This is a genomic window from Streptococcus mitis (assembly GCF_000722755.1).
Classification (GTDB): domain Bacteria; phylum Bacillota; class Bacilli; order Lactobacillales; family Streptococcaceae; genus Streptococcus; species Streptococcus mitis_CM.
In genome coordinates, this window is the sequence record NZ_JPFY01000013.1 from 165,734 (window position 1) to 187,805 (window position 22,072).

Here is a 22,072-nt window from a genome sequence, read left to right on the forward strand (position 1 = left end):
TTGAAGTTATAAAATAAATATGTGAGAAATATTTTAATGAAAGTCCACTTTATAATCTATTGTATACTATAGATGAGTTACACGGTCAGGTTAAAGGAGGCACCATGAAAAAACCTAAAAAAAGCATGATTATTTTATTTAGTATTTTAGCAGTAATTGGAATCACAATAGGAGGTTGTAGCATGCACCAATACCAAAAGAAACAAGAAATGATTGCCATCGCGACAAGTGATGAGGCGATAAAGGTTTATGAAGAATATTTAAAGAAAGAAGACCCTTATGCTTTTACTGAGAAAGGATTCGTACATTCCTATCAAGTGAAACAAGATTCATTAAGTTATAATCCAATGGGTGGCCTGATGGTTTCTTTAATAATCAATGATGATGAAGAAATGCTTGTGGATTATAATTTAATTGAAGGATCTGATGGAGATTATACTTCAGCATTTTATGGAAGTACGCCTAAATTTTGGCAGACTCGTGATAAATATTATAAAAAAGAGGAAAAATAGTAATGGTTGAAAAATATATTAATGATCCTCATCTCCAGATAGCTATGACAGAGTACCAACCTAACATGAAAAAAGATAAATATGAGGTCAATACTCAGTACAATCATAATGTAGGGTATGTCACCAAAGTCTACAACAATACTACAGGAGCGGGTGAGCAAGTTTATGCCGTTTTAAAGAATCCTGATGAAAAAGCTGAGGATGTAGAGGAAAATTATGCTATACTATGAGTAAGTTAGTCCCTAATATATTGATAGGATAGCATAAAGGAGGCACCATGAAAAACCTAAAAAAAGCATGATTATTTTATTCAGTATTTTAGCAGTAATTGGAATCACAATAGGAGGTTGTAGCATGCACCAATACCAAAAGAAACAAGAAATGTTTGCCATCGCAACAAGCGATGAGGCGAAGAAGGTTTATGAAAATCATATAAGGGCGAATGATCCTAAAGCATTAACAGAAGATGGAATCATTAAATCATATGATATTGATACAGAAACTTTAGAGTATAATCCAATGGGAGGACTAATGGTAAGGATATATTTTAATAATGATAAGGAATTAGATTTTCACTTTGGCTTAATAAAAGATAATTCAGGAAATTATGAATCTTATGGATATACTGTATCACCTAAATTATCATCTATGTTAAAGGAATCTAAAAAATGAGAAAATATGTCGATGATTCAAATCTTCAGATTGCAATGACTGAATATAACGATAACTCAATTAATCGTGAGGTTAAGGACCAATATGATAGAAGCGTTGGCACTGTCACCCAAGTCTACAACAATACTACAGGAGCGGGCGAGCAGGTTTATGCAGTTGTAAAAAATCCTGATGAAAATGCTGAGGATGTACAGGAAGTAACGGTCCTCTTTCGTGGTTCTACGGGCCCAGATCATATTTTTAAAGAAACAGCAGATGTCTGGAATGACTGGGCAGAAAATGATTTCGTGATTGGAACGCATATCCTGAAACAAAATGTTCCCAGCGATCAAGATCAATCTACTGAGCAATTAAAGGCTTCTGCCAGAGCTTTAAAAGACATCATGGAAAAATATCCCAATGCCAAGATTAATATCTATGGGCATTCGCTTGGATCTATGGATGCTCAGTATGCCATGGCTGCCCTTGAAGCGGCCCAAATAGAACGAATCCAACAGGCTTATATCTTTAACGGGCCTGATATCTATCGAATCCTTAGCCCCGAACAGAGAAAAATTGTTGATCAGATTAAAGGGCGTATCTATAACTATGCTGACGCTAAAGATAATATTAGCATGGTTGGTAGAGATATTGCGAAGGGCAGTATCGGGTCTGTAGGTATGGTTTACTATGTAGATAGTGAACCAGAAGACCCTATCAATCAACATATGACCTATGGTTATCGCTTGGATAAGGATGGGAAAATAAAAATTTTCTCCAACACCAGTACAGTCGCATATAACGACTTTCTGATTAAAATGGAAGGGTATAAAACACTTAAAAATATATTGGCTTCCGATGGATATACAGCAGGGGAACAACTCTTTCTGGACTCTGAGCAAGCTAAGATTGCAGCTTCGGGTATTTGCCGTATCGTCACAGAGGAGATGGATATTATAAAAAATATCTATAATAGAGGAATTCAAGACGCAAGTGAAGTATTTGCATCTTGCAGTAATGTCCCTTGGGGCTTTATCCTTAGTTCATATGAAACAGAGGTCGCCTATTCCGAAGGAGGCTTGAACTATGAAACAACTATTGGTATCATTCAGAATCGGTTTCATCCTGTTGTAGATAAGGCAAAACAGTTAGAAAAAGATTTTACAGACTTGGAAAAGCAAATCCAAAACGGAATTCAGAAGAAATTAGATGAAGATAGGGAATTAGCTAGTAAATTTAGCCAGTGGGAGAGTTTGTTATGATTCAGGATGACATCTGGAAAAAGCGCCAGCGTTTAGAAGAATGTGAGGATAACTATCGACGTTCTTGTAAAAAAATCGAAAATCAGTATGAGGAAGCCAACTATAAATTTCAACAATTGCGGCATATGATTGATGAGAAGCATCGAATCATTTCCCATTCCTTAGACCAGTTAGGTGGAGATACAACCGAATGGCGTTATCAGTCCAATCAACTCGCATCCAACTTTAGTCAGCAAATCGAGATGGCATATCGAAATAGACAAGGGCAACTCGAACAAGAAGAGATGAAGCTAGAGCAAGAATACAAACGACAATACCGTCTTTTAGAAGATGGGCTTGCAAGAGCCCAGGAACAGCAACGGCGCTTAGAAGAACGAGGTAAAAAGTAATGGCGAATGTATTTGATTATATTAATGATTTTTTCGCGGGAGGAGAGGAGGCACTAAGAAATATTGAAAAAGAGTTGGAACGATCATTTATAAAAAACATCTTGGCTCCAGCAAAAAAAGCTCGTATTTCCATTATAGAAAAAGATACAGAAAAATATATGAAAATTTCTCTATTAAGTGCTCAAGAAAGTTTGAAAGAAGTTTCGAAAAATATTGATAGTTCGATGAAGGGAGAATTTTCTACAAAAATAGTTGAAACTATAGAAACGAAAAGTAAAGAATATCCAAATGCTTTAAATGGTACAAAGTAAAACTCCAGTTATAGCCGATGAACTATAAAACCACGAATCGTAGGACTCGTGGTTCTTTTTTATAAACTGGTTGAGTGTTTTGGTTGTACTTTTTGGTCAGGGTCGATGTAGTTGATAGCATTGTTGACGGCGGTTGGTGCTTCACCCAGTCCTGTTGCAATCAAATCAATCTTTCCTTCGTAGTAGCAGCAGTCACCGATAGCATAGATACCAGCTTGGCTGGATTCCTGTTTGCTGTTGACGATAATCTTGTGGCGGTTGAGGTCCAGACCCCAGTTTTTAAGGTTACCGACAGAAGATTTGAAACCATAGTTGACAAAGAGGTGGTCTAGGTCAATCGTTTCTGTTTCATCAGATTTGACTTTTGTGATTTCAAGTTTATCGAGCGTTTTTCCATCTCCAAGGAGTTGGCTAGGGACGAATGGTGTCTTGATGGTCACAGATGATTCTTGCAAGGCTTGGACACTGTGTTCCAAGGCGCGGAAATTATCTCTGCGGTGGACAAGGGTAGTTGGCGCAATTTTTTCAAAAGCCAAAGCCCAATCCACAGCCGAGTCTCCTCCACCAAGAATCGTCACTTTCTTACCAGCATATTGCTGGATGTTGGAAACGTGGTAGTGGATATTTTCATAGCCTTCAACGCCTTCTAGTTCCAGAGGACGTGGTTTGAAGGCACCGCCACCCATAGCGATGATAACTGTTTTAGACAGGTGACTTCCTTTAGAAGTTGTAATTACAAAGCCTTCTTCTTGTTTTTCAATCTCAAGAACCGTTTCGTTGAGATGAATAGGGGTATCAAAGCCATTTAATTGCTCGATTAGACGGTTAGTCAACTCTTCTCCAGTCAGGTTTGGGAATCCCGGTACGTCTAAAATTTCCTTTTCAGGATAGAGAATGGCAGGTTGTCCACCGAGTTGGGGAAGAGAGTCAATGATTTGGACCTTGGCTTGGCGTAGATGAGCATAGAAGGCTGCAAAAAGCCCGACAGGACCACCACCTACAATGGTAATATCATAGAGTTGAGACATGGTTTCTCCTTTGTTTTTTCTAGTCAGTTTATTTTATCATATTTTTCCTTAATTTAAAATGAAGTAGGATAGGGAAAAAAATGTCAGAAAAATGGTATAATAGAAAGGAACGTGTTTGGACAGAGAGGAGACAGCAGATGAACTTTCAACAATTATCCAACCTGCAATATTGGACTAGCTTGTTTTCTAGTCCTTGGAGTATTGCCATCAATCTGTTTGATATTTTGATTGTGGCCTATATTTTATATCGTTTTACAAAAGCGATAGCTGGCACCAAGATTATGATTTTGGTGCGGGGGGTCGTGATCTTTGTATTAGCCCAGGTTGTGGCCAATATCCTTGGTTTAACAACGATTTCTTGGTTGATTAATCAAATTATCACCTATGGGGTTATTGCTGCGGTTGTTATCTTCTCTCCAGAGATTCGGACTGGTTTGGAACGCTTGGGAAGGGCGACAGATTTCTTTTCTACTGCTCAAATTAGTGCAGAAGAGCAAATGATTCGTGCCTTTATCAAGTCGGTTGAATATATGAGTCCTCGTAAAATTGGTGCTCTGGTTGCCATCCAACGAGTTCGGACCTTGCAAGAATACATTGCGACAGGGATTCCTTTGAATGCCAATATTTCAGCTGAACTCCTTATTAATATCTTTATCCCCAACACTCCCCTACACGATGGTGCTGTGATTATCAGAGAAAATCGGATTGCAGTCACCTCTGCCTATCTGCCCTTGACAGAAAGCACAGGGATTTCAAAGGAATTTGGGACCAGACACCGGGCGGCTATCGGTTTGTCAGAAGTATCCGATGCCTTGACCTTCATCGTCTCAGAGGAAACAGGTGGCATTTCTATTACCTATAACGGTGTTTTCAAGCACGACTTGACGATTGAAGAATTTGAAGCAGAGCTACGAGCAATTCTTTTGCCAGCCGTTGAGGAAAAAGTCAGTTTCAAGGACCGTTTGTTAGGAGGTTGGAAATATGAGAAAAAATAGTCTATACATCATTTCATCTCTCTTTTTTGCTTGTATCTTATTCATCTATGCAACGTCAACCAACTTTCAAAATAGCAATACCGCAAGGCAGGTCAAATCAGAAACCTACACCAATACGATAACGAACGTTCCTATTGTTATTCACTATGATGATGACCAGTATTTCATTAGCGGATTTGCATCAGAAGTTTCAGTGGTATTAACCGGAGCCAATCGTGTGACCTTGGCGAGCGAAATGCAGGAGAGCACTCGTAAGTTTAAGGTAACTGCTGATTTGACGGATGCCAGTGTTGGAACGATTGAAGTTCCCTTGAATATTGAAAATCTTCCAAGTGGATTGACCGCTGTGGCAACGCCTCAAAAGATTACAGTGAAAGTTGGGAAGAAGGTTAAGCGAGATGGGATGCTTGTTGTGCCACAAGTTGACCAAAGCCAGATTGATCCCAAGTTACAAATTGATAGTATAACCGTGTCAAACGAACGAGTTTCGGTCACAACTGACCAGGAAACATTAGCTAAGATTGACAAAGTTATTGCGCTTTTACCAACCAGCGAACGAATAACAGGTAATTACAGTGGTTCAGTACCTTTGCAGGCAATCGATCGCAATGGTGTTGTCTTACCGGCAGTTATTACTCCGTTCGACACGACAATGAAGGTGACTACAAAACCAGTAGCACCAAGTTCAAGCACATCAAATTCAACAACAAGCAGTTCGTCGGAGACATCTTCGTCAACGAAAGCAACTAGTTCAAAAACGAATTAAAAATAGGAAAAGGATTTTATAAAAATGGGTAAATATTTTGGGACTGATGGAGTCCGTGGAGAAGCTAATGTAGAATTAACGCCAGAATTGGCCTTTAAACTAGGACGTTTTGGAGGCTATGTTCTTAGCCAACATGAAACGGAAGCACCGAGAGTTTTTGTAGGACGTGATACACGTATTTCTGGGGAAATGCTAGAATCTGCCTTGGTAGCTGGTCTTCTTTCAGTTGGTATTCACGTATACAAACTAGGTGTTTTGGCGACACCAGCAGTAGCTTACTTGGTAAAAACTGAAGGAGCAAGTGCTGGTGTCATGATTTCTGCTAGCCACAATCCAGCCCTTGATAACGGAATTAAGTTCTTTGGCGGTGATGGCTTCAAACTGGACGATGAAAAAGAAGCAGAAATTGAAGCCTTGCTAGACGCTGCGGAAGATACTCTTCCTCGTCCAAGTGCAGAAGGCTTGGGAACCTTGGTAGATTATCCAGAAGGCTTGCGTAAGTATGAAGGCTATCTTGTTTCAACTGGAACTCCTCTTGAGGGAATGAAGGTTGCCTTGGACACAGCAAACGGTGCGGCGTCTACAAGTGCCCGTCAAATCTTTGCAGACCTTGGCGCTCAATTAACTGTTATCGGGGAAACACCAGATGGTCTTAACATCAACCTTAATGTTGGTTCAACTCACCCAGAAGCTCTTCAAGATGTGGTCAAAGAAAGCGGCTCAGCTATTGGTTTGGCCTTTGACGGAGACAGTGACCGTTTGATTGCTGTTGATGAAAATGGCGACATCGTTGATGGTGACAAGATTATGTACATCATCGGAAAATATCTTTCTGAAAAAGGACAATTGGCGCAAAATACAATTGTGACAACTGTTATGTCCAACCTTGGCTTCCACAAGGCCTTGGACCGTGAAGGCATTAACAAGGCAGTCACTGCAGTTGGCGACCGCTATGTTGTGGAAGAAATGAGAAAATCAGGCTACAACCTCGGTGGTGAACAGTCTGGTCACGTCATCTTGATGGATTACAATACAACTGGTGATGGTCAATTATCAGCTGTCCAATTGACAAAAATCATGAAGGAAACTGGTAAGAGCTTGTCAGAGTTGGCAGCAGAAGTAACCATTTATCCACAAAAATTAGTCAATATCCGAGTGGAAAATGCCATGAAGGAAAAGGCTATGGAAGTTCCAGCTATCAAGGCTATCATCGAGAAGATGGAAGAAGAAATGGCAGGGAATGGGCGTATTCTTGTTCGCCCAAGTGGAACAGAGCCCCTTTTGCGTGTCATGGCAGAAGCGCCTACAACAAAAGAAGTGGACTACTATGTTGATACCATCGCAGACGTAGTTCGAGCTGAAATCGGGATTGACTAAATCCTAGAAAACTAGATGAAAATAAAAAATTATGGTACAATAGCTTATAATATTGTAGCCGAGGGAGAAAGACATGAATCTTAAACGTGAACAAGAATTTGTTAGTCAGTATCATTTTGATGCGCGTAATTTTGAATGGGAAAATGAAAATGGAGCTCCTGAAACTAAGGTAGATGTGAACTTCCAATTGATTCAACATGACCAAGAAAATCAAGTGACTTCCTTGATTGTTGTCTTGAGTTTTATGATTGTATTTGATAAGTTTGTCATCAGTGGAACCATTTCACAAGTGAACCATATCGATGGCCGTATTGTTAATGAACCAAGTGAATTGAACCAAGAAGAAGTGGAAACCTTGGCTCGTCCATGTTTGAACATGCTCAACCGTTTGACTTACGAAGTAACTGAAATTGCATTAGACTTACCAGGAATCAATTTGGAGTTCTAATATGAAATTAGCTGTTATCACAGATTCTTCTGCTTATCTCAGTGCAGAGACCTTGCAAAGAGAAGATTTGTACGTCTTGGATATTCCTGTCAATATTGATGGTGAGGAGTATGTCGAAGGTATTAATCTGACTGCAGAGGAATTTTACCAAAAAATGGCTCAGGCTTCTGAATTGCCTAAGACCAGTCAACCAAGTATTGCAAAGTTAGATGAGATTCTAACTTGGCTCAAAGAACAAGGCTATACACATGTTTTGGGGCTTTTCCTATCTTCTGGAATTTCAGGTTTTTACCAAAATATCCAGTATATGGTCGATGACTATGAGGGCTTAACCATTGCCTTCCCAGACACTTTGATTACAAGTGCTCCTCTGGGTATCATGGTTGAAAGTGTCTTTAACTGGCGAGACCAGGGTGATGACTTTGCCATTATTCAGGATAAGCTAGCTATTCAAATTAGTCACACATCTGCTTTCATCATGGTGGATGACTTGGACCACTTGGTTAAAGGTGGACGCCTTTCAAATGGAGCTGCTATTTTGGGCAATCTGCTAAGCATTAAGCCAATCCTCTATTTCAATGACCAAGGTGTGATTGAAGTTTACGAAAAAGTTCGTACTGAAAAGAAAGCAACCAAGCGCTTAATTGAAATTATCAAGGAAGCCACAGCTTCAGGCCAATACCGTATCATTGTCATTCACGGGAATGCTCCTGAAAAGGCTGAAGAATTGCGTCAGCACTTACTTGAATCTGGAGTAGGTACGGATATTTCACTTGCTACATTTGGTAGTGTCATTGGAACACACCTAGGGGCAGGAAGTATTGCTCTAGGTTATATTCCAGTGATTTAGTTGGCGCTTTTAAGCTAGTTAAGAAATCTTGTATCTTAGAAATTGAACACGGACTACCTGCCTCATGAAAAAAGATGCCTGTTTTTCCTTTCATGGAAAGTCAGCGTCATTCCCTATTTTTCATGGGCAGCTAACGTCCTTTGTATCTTAGTCAGGAGTAGAGATGAGTATTCGAGTAATTATTGCTGGTTTTAAGGGAAAGATGGGCCAGGCTGCTTGTCAGATGGTCTTGGCTGATCCAGACTTGGACTTGGTAGCAGTTTTGGATCCTTTTGAGTCTGAGTCAGAATGGCAAGGAATTCCTGTTTTCAAGGATAAGGCTGATTTGGTCGATTTTGAAGCGGATGTCTGGGTAGACTTTACTACACCAGCTGTTGCCTATGAAAATACACGCTTTGCTCTTGAAAATGGCTTTGCTCCAGTAGTTGGAACGACTGGTTTCACAAGTGAAGAAATTGCAGAGCTAAAAGAATTTTCTCGTGCCCAAGATTTGGGTGGCTTGATCGCTCCTAACTTTGCCTTGGGTGCTGTTTTACTCATGCAATTTGCGAAGCAGGCTGCTAAATATTTCCCAAATGTGGAGATTATCGAGCTTCATCATGACAAGAAAAAGGATGCTCCGAGTGGAACTGCTATTAAAACAGCTGAGTTAATGGCAGAAGTTCGAGAGTCTATCCAGCAAGGTGCGCCTGATGAGGAAGAATTGATTACAGGTGCCCGTGGTGCTGATTTTGATGGCATGCGTATTCACTCAGTTCGTTTGCCAGGTTTGGTAGCCCATCAGGAAGTCATCTTTGGAAATCAAGGAGAAGGATTGACCCTCCGTCATGACTCTTATGATCGCAGCTCCTTCATGACAGGGGTGAATTTGGGAATTAAAGAAGTTGTCAAGCGTCATGAGCTTGTCTATGGATTAGAACACTTATTATGAGATTAACGCAAATGCCTTCTGAATTTCAGAAGGCTTTACCAGTATTAGAAAAAATTAAAGAAGCAGGATTTGAAGCCTATTTTGTTGGGGGTTCCGTCAGAGATGCCCTTCTCAATCGTCCCATCCATGATGTGGATATTGCGACGTCTTCTTATCCAGAAGAGACCAAGCAGATTTTTCCTCGAACAGCCGATATCGGAATCGAACATGGAACCGTCTTGGTACTAGATGGGGATGAGGAGTATGAGGTAACCACTTTTCGGACAGAGGATGTCTATGTGGACTATCGCAGACCCAGTGCGGTTTCCTTTGTGCGTTCGCTAGAAGAAGACCTTAAGCGCCGTGATTTTACAGTCAACGCCTTTGCTTTGGATGAGACAGGGGAAATCATTGACTTGTTTCATGGTTTAGAGGATTTGGAAAACCAAGTCTTACGAGCAGTTGGAGTGGCTAGTGAGCGTTTCAACGAAGATGCTTTGCGTATTATGCGTGGTTTCCGTTTTCAGGCTAGTCTTGGCTTTGAACTTGAGCAAGAAACATTTAAAGCTATGAAGACTTTGACGCCGCTTTTGGAGAAAATTTCTGTAGAGCGTACTTTTGTTGAGTTTGATAAACTCTTGCTGGCTCCATTTTGGAGAAGGGGCTTGGCTTCCATGATTGAGAGTCAAGCTTATGACTATCTCCCTGATATGGCAGCTAGCCAGGACAAGCTTAACAGACTGTTTGATTTGGAGACTGATTTCACCTTTGAATCTTCAGAGCAAGCCTGGGCAGCTCTTTTGTGGGCTTTGGAGATTGAAAATGCGCAGCCATTTTTGAAGGCTTGGAAGACCTCACGCCAGTTTGCCAAGCAAGTTCAGGATTTGCTGACTATTTTGGCCTTGCGTGAAAAGGGAGAATTGAGCAAGCGCGATTGTTATCGCTTTGACTTGGATTTACTTTTACAGGCTGAAAATCTTCGTCAGGCTCAAGGAAAAGAAGTCAACCCACAAGCCATCACAGAAACCTATCAGAGTTTGACCATTCATGACAAGAAAGAAATCCAAATCAACGGTGGTATTTTGATTAAGGAATATGGCTATCAACCAGGCCCAGACTTGGGAGAGATTTTAACAGAGATTGAATATGCCATTGTCGATGGAGAATTGGAAAATGACCGTCAAGCCATCCATGCTTATCTAAGGGAGAAAAAATGAGTGATTTTATCGTTGAAAAACTAAGTAAATCCGTCGGTGATAAGACCGTTTTTAAGGATATTTCCTTTATCATCCATGATCTAGATAGAATTGGTTTGATTGGTGTCAATGGGACTGGAAAGACTACCCTTTTGGACGTCCTTTCTGGTGTTTCTGGATTTGATGGGGATGTCAGTCCCTTTTCAGCTAAGAATGATTACCAGATTGGTTACTTGACCCAAGATCCTGATTTTGATGATAGCAAGACGGTCTTGGATACGGTTCTCTCCAGCGACCTCAAGGAAATCCAGCTCATTCGTGAGTATGAATTGATCATGCTCAACTATAGTGAGGACAAACAGGCGCGTTTGGAACGGGTCATGGCAGAGATGGATTCTCTCCAAGCTTGGGAAATTGAGAGTCAGGTCAAGACTGTTCTCAGCAAGCTGGGGATTCAGGACTTATCTACTCCTGTTGGGGAATTGTCAGGTGGTCTGAGAAGACGGGTTCAGTTGGCACAAGTCTTACTTGGCAATCACGACCTTTTGCTTTTGGATGAGCCGACCAACCATCTGGACATTGCGACTATTGAGTGGCTGACCCTCTTTTTGAAAAATTCAAAGAAGACCGTCCTTTTTATTACCCACGATCGCTATTTCCTAGACGCTTTGTCAACTCGAATTTTCGAATTGGATCGCGCAGGCTTGACCGAGTATCAAGGCAATTATCAGGACTATGTTCGCCTTAAGGCTGAACAAGATGAGCGCGATGCGGCTCTTCTTCACAAAAAAGAACAACTTTATAAGCAAGAATTGGCATGGATGCGCAGACAACCGCAGGCGCGTGCGACCAAGCAGCAGGCTCGTATCAATCGTTTCCATGATTTAAAGAAAGAAGTTTCAGGTGGCGTTGCTGAGACAGACTTGACCATGAACTTTGAAACCAGTCGGATTGGGAAGAAAGTTATCGAGTTTCAGGATGTTTTCTTTGCCTATGAAAACAAGCCTATTTTGCAAGATTTTAATCTCTTGGTACAGGCTAAAGATCGTATTGGAATTGTTGGGGACAACGGTGTTGGGAAATCAACTCTCCTTAACTTGATTGCAGGCATTCTTGAGCCGACAGCAGGACAAGTTGTGATTGGGGAAACTGTTCGCATCGCCTATTTCTCTCAGCAAATTGAGGGCTTGGATGAAAGCAAGCGAGTGATCAATTACTTGCAGGAAGTGGCAGAAGAGGTCAAGACCAGCGGTGGTTCTACGACTTCCATTGCTGAGTTGTTGGAGCAGTTCCTTTTCCCACGTTCGACTCATGGAACCTTGATTGAGAAATTGTCAGGGGGAGAGAAAAAACGTCTTTATCTCCTCAAATTGCTCTTGGAAAAACCAAATGTTCTTCTTTTAGACGAGCCAACCAATGATTTGGACATTGCAACCTTGACAGTTTTGGAGAATTTCTTGCAAGGATTTGCGGGTCCTGTTTTGACAGTTAGCCATGACCGCTATTTCTTGGATAAGGTAGCGACTAAGATTCTGGCTTTTGATGATGGAAAGATTCGTCCTTTCTTTGGTCATTACACCGACTATCTTGATGAGAAAGCCTTTGAAACAGAGATGGCTAATCAAGTGCAAAAGGCCGAAAAGGAAAAGGTGATTAAGGTCCGAGAAGACAAGAAACGCATGAGCTACCAAGAAAAGCAGGAGTGGGCAAGTATTGAAGGTGATATTGAAGCCTTGGAAGATCGTATCTCTGCTATTGAAGAGGAGATGCAGGCCAACGGCTCCGACTTTGGTAAGCTGGCTACTCTCCAAAAAGAACTAGATGAGAAGAACGAAGCACTTCTTGAAAAATACGAACGCTATGAGTATCTCAGTGAGTTGGCATGAAGGAAGAAAAAATCATTAAACGTGGTCCCAAGAAAATCATTTGGAACGCTTTGTTTGGCTTGACTTCGGCACTTTTATTGTTGTTAGCTCTTTATTATTTCCATTCGCATTCGGGAAAGGGGAGCAGATTTCATACGATAAGTCTTTTGTTAATGTTAGTTTTAATTACTTATGCTGGAGTAGGAGTTTATCTGACTTACAGACTTTTAAGCTCGGATAAGGAATATTTGAAATGCACAGTTGAGGGGTTTTACTACAAACCAAACCCAAAGAAAGCCAGTCATTTCTATGCTTGGGCTGATGTAGAGGAATTTTCTTTCTCTCGGATTCGAGGGAAGTACAGGGATTCCTATCGGATTGAAGTTTATTTTAAAAACAAGGAAAATGTGAAATTCCAATCACTTCTAGCTCTACTGAAGAGAAGGTGTTTCCCTTTTCATCCGTCAGCAGATTTGATCATCCCTATCATTCTACTAGATGTAGGACTTCCTGAAAGGGTCTATGAGATCATGAAATACTATGAAAGAGAATGGCGTATCGAACAAAATCGTCAAGCAAGAAAAGAGGCAAAACAAGCTTCGAAAAGCAAATCTTCCAAACCGTCATAGTCTGTCTTTGCTTAAAGTAGAATAATCAAAAAGGCCCTATCCATTGGATAGGGTCATTGTTTGTCTTCTTTTTTAGTTTCTTGATGAAAGATATTTTGCCAAGTTTCGTGACGGCGCCAGATACTGGTATGGACGATACCATCTAATTCATAGCAGATGAGTTTGGTCTTCTGACTGATGGAAGTGATTTGAATATCCTTGATAGATGCATTTAACTCTTTTTCGGTCTTATAAGCCTCTTTATCCATCTGCTCTCCGTCTTGGCGAATATAGACAAAATCATCAGCCAAGAGTTCTTCCAGTTGATTTCCTTGGTCAATCAATTGCTCGCGCATGAGCAATTTTTTATAGACATTGTCTAAAATTTCATCCTCAGGGATAGGTGCTGGTTCTATATGGACATCGGTATCAAAGACGCCAAAACGTTCCTCCAGCATAGACTCGACCTGATCCGCGATTTCATGACTTTCAAAAACAGACAAGTCAGGATTCATCTCCAGCGTGATATCCAGGTAGATATTGCTACCGTAGGTACGACCTCTTTGCGACTTAACCTTGCTGATTTTGGGAATTTCCATGATGGCCTTTTGGTAGTCCTCAAGCAGGCGGTCGTCGAAGCCATCTGAAAGACTAAAGGAAGACTCGATAAAGATATCATAGGCAGTTTTCAAGATAAAGAAAGTGATGATAATGGCAACCAGTTTATCCACAATGGGATAATTGAAACTGCTAGCCAGGATGGCAATGCTAGTACCAAGTGAGGTAACAGCATCAGAAAGATTGTCCTTGGCGGCAGCCTTCAGTGCCTTGGAGCTGGATTTCTTACTGAGGCGAGTATTGTAGAGATAGACCACAAACATGATTGCTGCAGACATAATTCCTAGAGTTGCACCAAGAGGATCAATGACCGTTTCTTCACGACTGAGAATCTTCTGAATGGTATCCCTCAGCACATCAAAGCCAACATAGAACATGATGATAGAAGTGACCAAGCTAGCCAAATCCTCAATCTTCCAGTGGCCAAAACGGTGGTCTCGGTCTGCAGGCTGGCGCGCCATCCGAATCCCAATCAAGAGGGCCACATTTCCAATGATATCCGATACGTTGTTAAAACCATCTGCCACCAAACTGGATGAATGGAGGAGGTGCCCAGTTGCTAATTTGGCTGCAGACAAGATCAAATAGGTCGAAATACTGATAATGGCCCCACGTTCAGCTAACTTGAGATTTGAGATAGATTGCTTCATTCAACTTCCTTTCTAGTCACATAGCATTCTACCATTATACTGGTTTTCAAGGGAAAATTCAAATAAGGCAATTTTTACTCTTTGAAAACTTTTCAAAATTTGGTATAATAGAACTACTCAAGGGAGTAGCTGGCAGAAACCTGTGATAGTGTCGTCATTCCGAATTTTATACTGAAAAGTATGCTTTCCGGCACTATCTTAAACAGCGAGACTTGTTATGATTAACAGGTCTCTTTTTGTTTGTCGTGAAAAGATGCGATGAGGAAAAAGAGAGTCTGTTTTGCACACAATGTCAAGGAGGAGACACATGTCAAAAGAACAAAAACGCCAAGCGTTTTACACTCAGAGTCCTGAAGAGGTCTTGAAGGCTGTGGATGCGACCGAGCAAGGTTTGTCATCAAGTGAGGCAGAAAAGCGCCTTGCTGAATTTGGCCACAATGAACTCGAAGAAGGCGAGAAACGATCAATCCTGGTCAAATTTATCGAGCAATTTAAGGATTTGATGATTATCATCCTAGTTGCGGCAGCTATTTTGTCAGTTGTGACTTCTGGTGGGGAAGATATCGCAGATGCCATTATCATCCTAGCCGTGGTTATCATCAACGCTGCCTTTGGTGTTTACCAAGAAGGAAAAGCAGAAGAAGCTATCGAAGCCCTCAAATCCATGTCTAGTCCAGCTGCCCGCGTTCTTCGTGATGGGCATATGGCGGAGATTGACTCTAAAGAATTGGTACCTGGAGATATCGTCGCTCTCGAAGCTGGTGATGTAGTACCTGCAGATCTACGTTTGCTAGAAGCCAACTCTCTTAAAATCGAAGAAGCAGCTCTTACAGGTGAGTCTGTGCCAGTCGAAAAAGACTTGACAGTTGAACTTGCTGCAGATGCTGGTATTGGTGACCGTGTCAATATGGCCTTCCAAAACTCAAATGTGACTTATGGTCGTGGTCTTGGTGTTGTTGTCAATACAGGTATGTACACGGAAGTTGGTCATATCGCTGGTATGCTTCAAGATGCAGATGAGACGGATACACCACTCAAACAAAACTTGAACAACCTTTCTAAGGTCTTGACCTATGCAATCTTGGTCATTGCCCTTGTTACTTTTGTAGTTGGGGTCTTCATCCAAGGGAAAAATCCACTTGGTGAGTTGATGACCTCTGTTGCGCTTGCCGTTGCAGCTATTCCAGAAGGACTTCCTGCTATCGTGACCATCGTTCTTGCCCTTGGTACTCAAGTTTTGGCCAAACGAAACTCTATCGTTCGTAAGTTGCCAGCTGTAGAAACACTTGGTTCAACTGAAATCATTGCTTCTGATAAGACTGGTACGCTGACCATGAACAAGATGACCGTCGAAAAAGTCTTCTACGATGCAGTTCTACATGACTCAGCTGATGACATTGAACTAGGTCTTGAAATGCCCCTACTTCGTTCAGTTGTCTTGGCCAATGATACGAAAATCGATGTGGAAGGAAACCTGATTGGTGACCCTACTGAAACAGCCTTCATCCAGTATGCCTTGGATAAGGGTTACGATGTCAAAGGTTTCTTAGAGAAATATCCACGCGTGGCTGAGTTGCCATTTGACTCTGACCGTAAGCTCATGTCAACGGTTCACCCATTGCCAGATGGTAAATTCCTTGTGGCGGTTAAAGGTGCGCCAGACCAACTTTTGAAACGTTGTGTTCTTCGTGATAAGGCTGGGGATATTGCTCCGATTGATGAGAAGGTTACAAACCTCATTCACACAAACAACTCTGAAATGGCTCACCAAGCCTTGCGTGTCCTTGCAGGTGCTTATAAGATTATTGACAGAATTCCAGAAAACCTCACTTCTGAAGAGCTTGAAAATGAGTTAATCTTTACTGGTTTGATCGGGATGATTGACCCTGAACGTCCTGAGGCAGCTGAGGCTGTTCGTGTGGCTAAGGAAGCGGGAATACGTCCAATCATGATTACAGGTGACCACCAAGATACTGCAGAAGCGATTGCCAAACGTTTGGGAATCATTGATGCAAACGATACAGAAGGCCACGTTTTAACTGGTGCTGAGCTCAATGAATTGTCAGATGAAGACTTTGAAAAAGTAGTTGGTCAATACTCTGTTTATGCCCGTGTGTCTCCAGAGCACAAGGTTCGTATCGTCAAGGCTTGGCAAAAACAAGGTAAAGTCGTTGCCATGACAGGTGACGGTGTCAATGATGCTCCGGCTTTGAAAACAGCCGATATCGGTATCGGTATGGGAATCACTGGTACAGAGGTTTCTAAGGGGGCTTCTGACATGATTCTTGCAGATGATAACTTTGCGACTATCATCGTTGCAGTTGAAGAAGGACGTAAGGTCTTCTCAAACATTCAAAAGACTATTCAGTATCTACTTTCTGCCAATACTGCTGAAGTATTAACCATCTTCCTATCAACCTTGTTTGGTTGGGACGTCTTGCAACCAGTTCATCTTTTGTGGATCAACTTGGTAACAGATACCTTCCCAGCTATCGCTCTTGGTGTTGAACCTGCTGAGCCAGGTGTCATGAACCATAAACCACGTGGACGCAAGGCAAGCTTCTTCTCAGGTGGTGTTTTGAGTTCTATCATCTATCAAGGTGTACTCCAAGCAGCTATTGTTATGAGTGTTTATGGACTTGCGATTGCTTACCCAGTTCATGTGGGTGACAATCATGCCATTCATGCAGATGCCCTAACTATGGCCTTTGCAACCCTTGGTTTGATTCAGCTCTTCCATGCCTACAATGTGAAATCTGTTTACCAATCCATCTTGACAGTTGGTCCATTCAAGTCTAAGACCTTTAACTGGTCCATCTTGGTATCCTTCATCCTTCTTATGGCAACAATTGTCGTAGAACCGCTTGAAGGAATCTTCCACGTAACCAAATTAGACTTGTCACAATGGGGAATTGTTATGGCTGGAAGCTTCTCAATGATTATTATCGTCGAAATTGTTAAGTTTATTCAACGCAAACTTGGTTTTGATAAGAATGCGATTTAAAAAAAGTCATCTTCGGATGGCTTTTTGTTACAGTTGAGGGAAAGGGCTTGCAGTTATCGGCTTTTGTGCTATAATTGCTATAATATAGTAAAAAGAAAGAGGAGTGTGAGGAAGTGGAGAAGAAAATTGTAAAGGATATCTTATTTTTATCTCAGGTGTCTCAACCGGCAAGTCAAGAAGATCTTTATCTTGCCAGAAATTTACAGGATACGCTTTTAGCAAATCGTGAGACCTGTGTTGGGCTGGCTGCCAATATGATTGGGGTGCAGAAGCGCGTGATTATCTTTAATCTTGGCCTGGTTCCTGTGGTCATGTTTAACCCAGTGCTCCTGTCTTTTGAAGGAGCTTATGAGACAGAGGAAGGCTGTTTGTCCTTGGTAGGTGTGAGACCTACTAAGCGCTATGAAACTATAAGGGTTGCCTATCGTGACAGCAAGTGGCAGGAACAGACCATTACTTTGACAGGTTTCCCAGCCCAGATTTGCCAGCATGAACTGGATCACTTGGAAGGACGAATCATTTAGGAGGAAAGTAAATGAAACGAATAGTCTTTGAACTGCTTTTTATCGTAACGACCTGGTATATCTTTTTACCGCCTCTTAACCTGACCAGCTGGGAATTTCTCTTTTTCCTCTGTGGGCATTTGCTGCTTGTGGCTATTTTATTTGGCTTTGGCAAGGGAATCAATCTGGTCAAAACGGTTCATGTGCGCCACGGCAAGGCGGAAGCTGCTTTAAATCTTGAGGGTTTCAAAATCAATCGGTTAGGAAAAGTTCTTTTAGCTTCTATTGGAGGAATTCTTCTCTTGGCTGGTTTAGTTTCCTTGGTGACTTCTAGTATTTTCCAGGCTAAAAATTATGCCAATGTAGTCACGGTTACGGAAAAAGACTTTACTGAATTTCCTAAGACTGACACCAGTAAGGTTCCTATTCTAGATAGAAGTACTGCTGAAAAAATTGGAGACCGCTATTTGGGTTCCTTAACGGATAAGGTATCGCAGTATGTAGCGGCAGACACCTATACCCAACTAACGATTGATGGGAAACCTTATCGGGTTACGCCACTAGAATACGCAGACCCTATCAAATGGTTTAACAATCAGGCCAAGGGAATCGGCGAGTATATCAAGGTGGACATGGTAACTGGAAATGCCAACTTGGTGGACTTGAAGACACCAATCAAATATTCAGACTCGGAGTATTTTAACCGTGATGTCAAGCGTCACCTGCGCTTGAAGTACCCAACCAAGATCTTCAAGACTCCATCATTTGAGGTGGACGATGAGGGCAATCCTTTCTATGTAGCAACGGTTTACCAAAAGCAATTTGGCTTAGCAGTTCCTCGTCCTATTTCAGTCATTATCTTGGACGCCACAAATGGAGAGACCAAGGAATACAGCTTGGCAGATGTTCCGGAATGGGTGGACAGGGTTTATCCAGCTGAGGAAACCATCGAGCAAATCAACTACAACGGCAAGTACAAGGATGGTTTCTGGAATGCCATGATTTCCAAGAAAAACGTGACCCAGACTACCAAGGGATATAATTATTTGTCTATCGGTAATGATATTTACCTCTACACAGGTGTGACATCGGCCAATGCAGATGAGAGTAACCTTGGTTTCATCCTTGAAAACATGCGAACAGGAGAAATCACCAAGTACAGCTTGGCTTCAGCAACCGAAGAATCAGCCCGTGAATCAGCCGAAGGTGCTGTTCAGGAGAAATCCTACAAGGCAACCTTCCCAATCCTCATCAACCTCAATGACAAGCCTCTCTACATCATGGGCTTGAAGGACAATGCTGGCTTGGTTAAAGAGTATGCTCTGGTAGATGCAGTCGAGTACCAAAATGTTATCGTAGCTACTACAGTAGAAGAACTGCTCAGCAAGTACGCCAATAAAAACGACCTTGAAATTGATAATGAAACGACAGAAAGTATCAAGGGTGTGGTGGCAGACCTCAAATCAGCTGTTATCAAGGGCGACACCGTCTACTTCTTTAAAGTTGATGGTAAGATATACAAGGTCAAGGCCTCAGTATCTGATGACCTCCCTTACCTTGAAAATGGTAAAACCTTCGAAGGTCAAGTCGGAAAAGATAACTATCTTAAGACATTTAAAGTTCAGTAAGAGGAGAGGTTGGGCAAAAACTCAATTTCAGGAAAAAATGAAGTAAATCTTTTCATAATAAAACGCATAGTATCAAGGTTTTTCAACACCGGATATTATGCGTTTCTCTGATTTTTAAGCCTTTTCCCAGTCTCTTTTCAGATAAACTTCTTGGTTGTGGCTAAAAAATATGCTACACTATCAATATGAAAATTTTAATCCCAACAGCAAAAGAAATGAACACAGACTTGCCAAGTATTGAAGTCGCTCCTTTAAAACCAGAAAGTCAGGCGGTGCTGGATGCCTTGGCCCTCTATTCTTCTAATCAATTGGAGAGTTTTTACAAGGTATCAGCTGAGAAAGCAGCGGAAGAATTTCAAAATATTCAGGCTTTGAAAAGGCAAAGAGCTCAACACTATCCAGCTCTGAAACTTTTTGATGGGCTTATGTACCGCCACATCAAGCGTGACAAACTGACCGAGGCAGAACAAACCTATCTTGCAAATCATGTCTTTATCACGTCGGCTTTGTACGGTGTTGTTCCAGCCTTGTCACCTATGGCCCCTCACCGTTTGGACTTTTTGATGAAGTTAAAAGTTGCTGGTAAGACTTTGAAGAGCCATTGGAAGTCAGCCTACGATGAAGCTGTGAAGAAGGAAGACCTAATTTTCTCCCTCTTGTCATCCGAGTTTGAGACAGTATTTTCTAAGGAAATCAGAGAAAAGATGGTGACCTTCAAATTCATGGAGGATAGAGGTGGTCAGTTGAAGATTCATTCAACTATTTCCAAGAAAGCGCGTGGTGCCTTCCTGACAGCCCTGATAGAAAATCAAGTACAGACGATGGAGGAAGCTCGTCGCTTAAGCTTTGCAGGATTTGCCTACCGAGAAGATTTGTCCCAGCCACAGGAATTGGTTTTTGTAAAGGAAGTATAGAAAATAGATAAAAGAAAAAGTCAGCAGTATTATGCTGACTTTTCTAGTTTATAAAGTATTGGATATATGAATCTCATTTGATAAACAGTTAAGATGATTAACCAAGTCCATGATTGACAGATGGTTTCGGCAAATAAACCTCTTGGTAATTCCTGGAATATAGAAATTAGACACGATGATATCGTAATCTGTCTGATTTAAAATCTCAGGACTTGTTTTCAATTCATCCCAAGTATCGAAGGTAAAGCGGTTATTACAGTAGTAGGAAAGCATATCAACAAAGGTAAGGGATATAGCATGGTCAAAATTACTGATAATCAAAACCTTGATAGGTGGTCGATTTTCTAACAACTGAGTAGAGAGGTTTTCAGCATGGGTTAAGATGGTGTACATCAAGTGTTCCAACTGTTCAGGATGGTCATGCTGTCCAATTGCCTGACGATATTGGGCCAGTTCTTGACGTGCACTTCCCATAAAGTCTGGGAAGTAAACTTCAAATTTTTTAATCGTCAATGCTTTTTGTTCAAATAAGATTGGGGTAGAAAAGATTTCCTGTCTTTCAAAGAAAGCAGTGTTGTGTAAATGCCAAATAAGCTCATCGTGGTTAGTAAAAGTAATCTTATATTGTTTTGCTAGGCGTTCTAATATTTGACTAAGTAATTGGTAAGAGTATCTTGCTTCACTGTTATCTTCTAAAGAGTTGAAGAATTCTTGAGGATCTAAGAAAAGATTGTTTTGAATAAAGGATATAAAAATTTGGGCAATGATATCTGGGGTGATTTCCAGTCCCAGTTTTTCAGAAAAATGGACAAGTATCTCCTCAAAGTTTGGAATACTCATCAAAAGAGGGTAGTATTCATCGTAGAAATGATTTGGTAAGTCGATGAAATGACCGTTTTTAATGCGGTAAATACTGATGGCTATCATCAATTTGTACATTCTATAGATTGAAAATCGCATTGGATAATTCGTGATCTTATAGAAGAAGTCAGTGAACTCTGTTAAATCCTCTTCAGGAAGGTCAGGAAAAGGCCAGTCTAGGAAATAATAGCGCTCAGAAAAATATTGGGCAAAAAAATAGCGAATATCGATTTCATTGCCACGTATTTCGGATGGAGTAAATGATAGTTCAATTTGGAATTGAGTTGACAGAGTTTTTGTAATATTTCTGCCCAATCGATAGAGGTTGGCATTACTAGAGTGAAGATTTTCTATTGTTCGATAAATAGGTAAGCCCTCATTAAAAAACAGATACTCTAGTAATTGAAAAGATTGAGAATGGGCAAGAAAATATTGATATACATCTTCTACACTAGTGTTAACTTCTAAATCTATCATAATCCCGTTAACAGAAGATTGGATGTCAATAGTTGGAAAAGCAGCACGTAATTCATTTAAATCACTTTTTAGAATTCGTTCTGTACATCCTAACTTTTCGGCAAGTTCATGCAATTTCATCCAATTACGATTTTGAATCAAGGTTTCCATTAAACGTAATTGTCGCTGATCTTTCGTAGATAAAAGGTTACGCATATAGGTATTTCCTCCTTAATTTATTATATCATGTTTTTGTCTAAAAAGTACAAA

22 protein-coding genes are annotated in these 22,072 nt (G+C 41.0%); 19 read left to right on the forward strand and 3 right to left on the reverse strand.

Annotated features, from left to right (window positions below; translation table 11 throughout):
- Window positions 1–104 precede the first annotated feature (104 nt).
- From SK578_RS04140 to SK578_RS04165, 6 genes are all read left to right on the forward strand, one after another.
- Window positions 105–512 carry a DUF1310 family protein gene (locus tag SK578_RS04140; RefSeq protein WP_042750788.1) on the forward strand — a complete coding sequence of 136 codons (408 nt, stop codon included), beginning with the start codon at window positions 105–107 and terminating at the stop codon, window positions 510–512.
- Between the two features lie 2 nt (window positions 513–514).
- Window positions 515–742 carry a hypothetical protein gene (locus tag SK578_RS04145; RefSeq protein WP_042750789.1) on the forward strand — a complete coding sequence of 76 codons (228 nt, stop codon included), beginning with the start codon at window positions 515–517 and terminating at the stop codon, window positions 740–742.
- Window positions 743–809: 67 nt separating this feature from the next.
- On the forward strand, window positions 810–1,184 hold the full coding sequence (locus SK578_RS04150; RefSeq protein WP_042750791.1) for a DUF1310 family protein: 375 nt from the start codon (window positions 810–812) through the stop codon (window positions 1,182–1,184).
- Window positions 1,181–2,425, forward strand: coding sequence for an Mbeg1-like protein (locus SK578_RS04155; RefSeq protein WP_042750794.1), 1,245 nt, complete (start codon window positions 1,181–1,183; stop codon window positions 2,423–2,425). The genes SK578_RS04150 and SK578_RS04155 overlap by 4 nt, the downstream gene beginning before the upstream one ends.
- A complete protein-coding gene (locus SK578_RS04160; protein ID WP_049491651.1) occupies window positions 2,422–2,814 on the forward strand; it encodes a hypothetical protein in 393 nt (130 codons plus the stop codon). Before SK578_RS04155 ends, SK578_RS04160 begins: the two co-directional genes overlap by 4 nt.
- Window positions 2,814–3,125: a hypothetical protein gene (locus SK578_RS04165; protein WP_042750797.1), complete on the forward strand. Its 312-nt coding sequence runs from the start codon at window positions 2,814–2,816 to the stop codon at window positions 3,123–3,125. The genes SK578_RS04160 and SK578_RS04165 overlap by 1 nt, the downstream gene beginning before the upstream one ends.
- A 59-nt stretch (window positions 3,126–3,184) precedes the next feature.
- Here the strand turns inward: SK578_RS04165 and SK578_RS04170 are convergent, their stop codons facing one another.
- On the reverse strand, window positions 3,185–4,153 hold the full coding sequence (locus tag SK578_RS04170; RefSeq protein WP_042750800.1) for an NAD(P)/FAD-dependent oxidoreductase: 969 nt from the start codon (window positions 4,151–4,153) through the stop codon (window positions 3,185–3,187).
- Between the two features lie 137 nt (window positions 4,154–4,290).
- Between SK578_RS04170 and cdaA the strand changes: the two genes are divergently transcribed.
- From cdaA to SK578_RS04215, 9 genes are all read left to right on the forward strand, one after another.
- On the forward strand, window positions 4,291–5,148 hold the full coding sequence (gene cdaA / locus SK578_RS04175) for a diadenylate cyclase CdaA (RefSeq protein ID WP_042750802.1): 858 nt from the start codon (window positions 4,291–4,293) through the stop codon (window positions 5,146–5,148).
- Window positions 5,135–5,914 (forward strand): CdaR family protein, encoded by a 780-nt coding sequence (locus tag SK578_RS04180; RefSeq protein ID WP_042750804.1) that lies wholly within the window; start codon window positions 5,135–5,137, stop codon window positions 5,912–5,914. The genes cdaA and SK578_RS04180 overlap by 14 nt, the downstream gene beginning before the upstream one ends.
- 24 nt (window positions 5,915–5,938) lie before the next feature.
- Window positions 5,939–7,291, forward strand: coding sequence for a phosphoglucosamine mutase (gene glmM, locus SK578_RS04185; RefSeq protein WP_042750805.1), 1,353 nt, complete (start codon window positions 5,939–5,941; stop codon window positions 7,289–7,291).
- A 73-nt stretch (window positions 7,292–7,364) separates the two neighbouring features.
- Entirely contained in the window at window positions 7,365–7,739 is a 375-nt protein-coding gene (locus SK578_RS04190) for a DUF1149 family protein (protein WP_001050081.1), read from the forward strand.
- Between the two features lies 1 nt (window position 7,740).
- On the forward strand, window positions 7,741–8,589 hold the full coding sequence (locus tag SK578_RS04195) for a DegV family protein (RefSeq protein WP_042750808.1): 849 nt from the start codon (window positions 7,741–7,743) through the stop codon (window positions 8,587–8,589).
- 163 nt (window positions 8,590–8,752) lie between these two features.
- Window positions 8,753–9,520: a 4-hydroxy-tetrahydrodipicolinate reductase gene (gene dapB, locus SK578_RS04200; protein WP_042750810.1), complete on the forward strand. Its 768-nt coding sequence runs from the start codon at window positions 8,753–8,755 to the stop codon at window positions 9,518–9,520.
- A complete protein-coding gene (locus SK578_RS04205) occupies window positions 9,517–10,716 on the forward strand; it encodes a CCA tRNA nucleotidyltransferase (RefSeq protein ID WP_080709965.1) in 1,200 nt (399 codons plus the stop codon). The genes dapB and SK578_RS04205 overlap by 4 nt, the downstream gene beginning before the upstream one ends.
- Window positions 10,713–12,581: an ABC-F family ATP-binding cassette domain-containing protein gene (locus SK578_RS04210; protein ID WP_042750815.1), complete on the forward strand. Its 1,869-nt coding sequence runs from the start codon at window positions 10,713–10,715 to the stop codon at window positions 12,579–12,581. Before SK578_RS04205 ends, SK578_RS04210 begins: the two co-directional genes overlap by 4 nt.
- Window positions 12,578–13,189, forward strand: a complete 612-nt coding sequence (locus tag SK578_RS04215; RefSeq protein ID WP_042750817.1) for a hypothetical protein — start codon at window positions 12,578–12,580, stop codon at window positions 13,187–13,189. Before SK578_RS04210 ends, SK578_RS04215 begins: the two co-directional genes overlap by 4 nt.
- A 53-nt stretch (window positions 13,190–13,242) precedes the next feature.
- On the opposite strand, the gene mntE is transcribed toward SK578_RS04215, so the two are convergent.
- Entirely contained in the window at window positions 13,243–14,436 is a 1,194-nt protein-coding gene (gene mntE / locus SK578_RS04220) for a CDF family manganese efflux transporter MntE (protein ID WP_042750819.1), read from the reverse strand.
- 307 nt (window positions 14,437–14,743) lie between these two features.
- Between mntE and SK578_RS04225 the strand changes: the two genes are divergently transcribed.
- From SK578_RS04225 to yaaA, 4 genes are all read left to right on the forward strand, one after another.
- Window positions 14,744–17,440 carry a cation-translocating P-type ATPase gene (locus SK578_RS04225; protein WP_042750821.1) on the forward strand — a complete coding sequence of 899 codons (2,697 nt, stop codon included), beginning with the start codon at window positions 14,744–14,746 and terminating at the stop codon, window positions 17,438–17,440.
- Window positions 17,441–17,553: 113 nt separating this feature from the next.
- Window positions 17,554–17,964 carry a peptide deformylase gene (locus SK578_RS04230; protein ID WP_042750822.1) on the forward strand — a complete coding sequence of 137 codons (411 nt, stop codon included), beginning with the start codon at window positions 17,554–17,556 and terminating at the stop codon, window positions 17,962–17,964.
- Between the two features lie 11 nt (window positions 17,965–17,975).
- Complete coding sequence (locus tag SK578_RS04235) at window positions 17,976–19,571, forward strand: hypothetical protein (protein WP_042750824.1); 1,596 nt, start codon at window positions 17,976–17,978, stop codon at window positions 19,569–19,571.
- A gap of 185 nt (window positions 19,572–19,756) precedes the next feature.
- On the forward strand, window positions 19,757–20,485 hold the full coding sequence (gene yaaA, locus SK578_RS04240) for a peroxide stress protein YaaA (RefSeq protein WP_042750827.1): 729 nt from the start codon (window positions 19,757–19,759) through the stop codon (window positions 20,483–20,485).
- 48 nt (window positions 20,486–20,533) lie between these two features.
- Here the strand turns inward: yaaA and pclR are convergent, their stop codons facing one another.
- Window positions 20,534–22,018, reverse strand: coding sequence for a virulence transcriptional activator PclR (gene pclR / locus SK578_RS04245; protein ID WP_042750829.1), 1,485 nt, complete (start codon window positions 22,016–22,018; stop codon window positions 20,534–20,536).
- Between the last annotated feature and the right edge of the window lie 54 nt (window positions 22,019–22,072).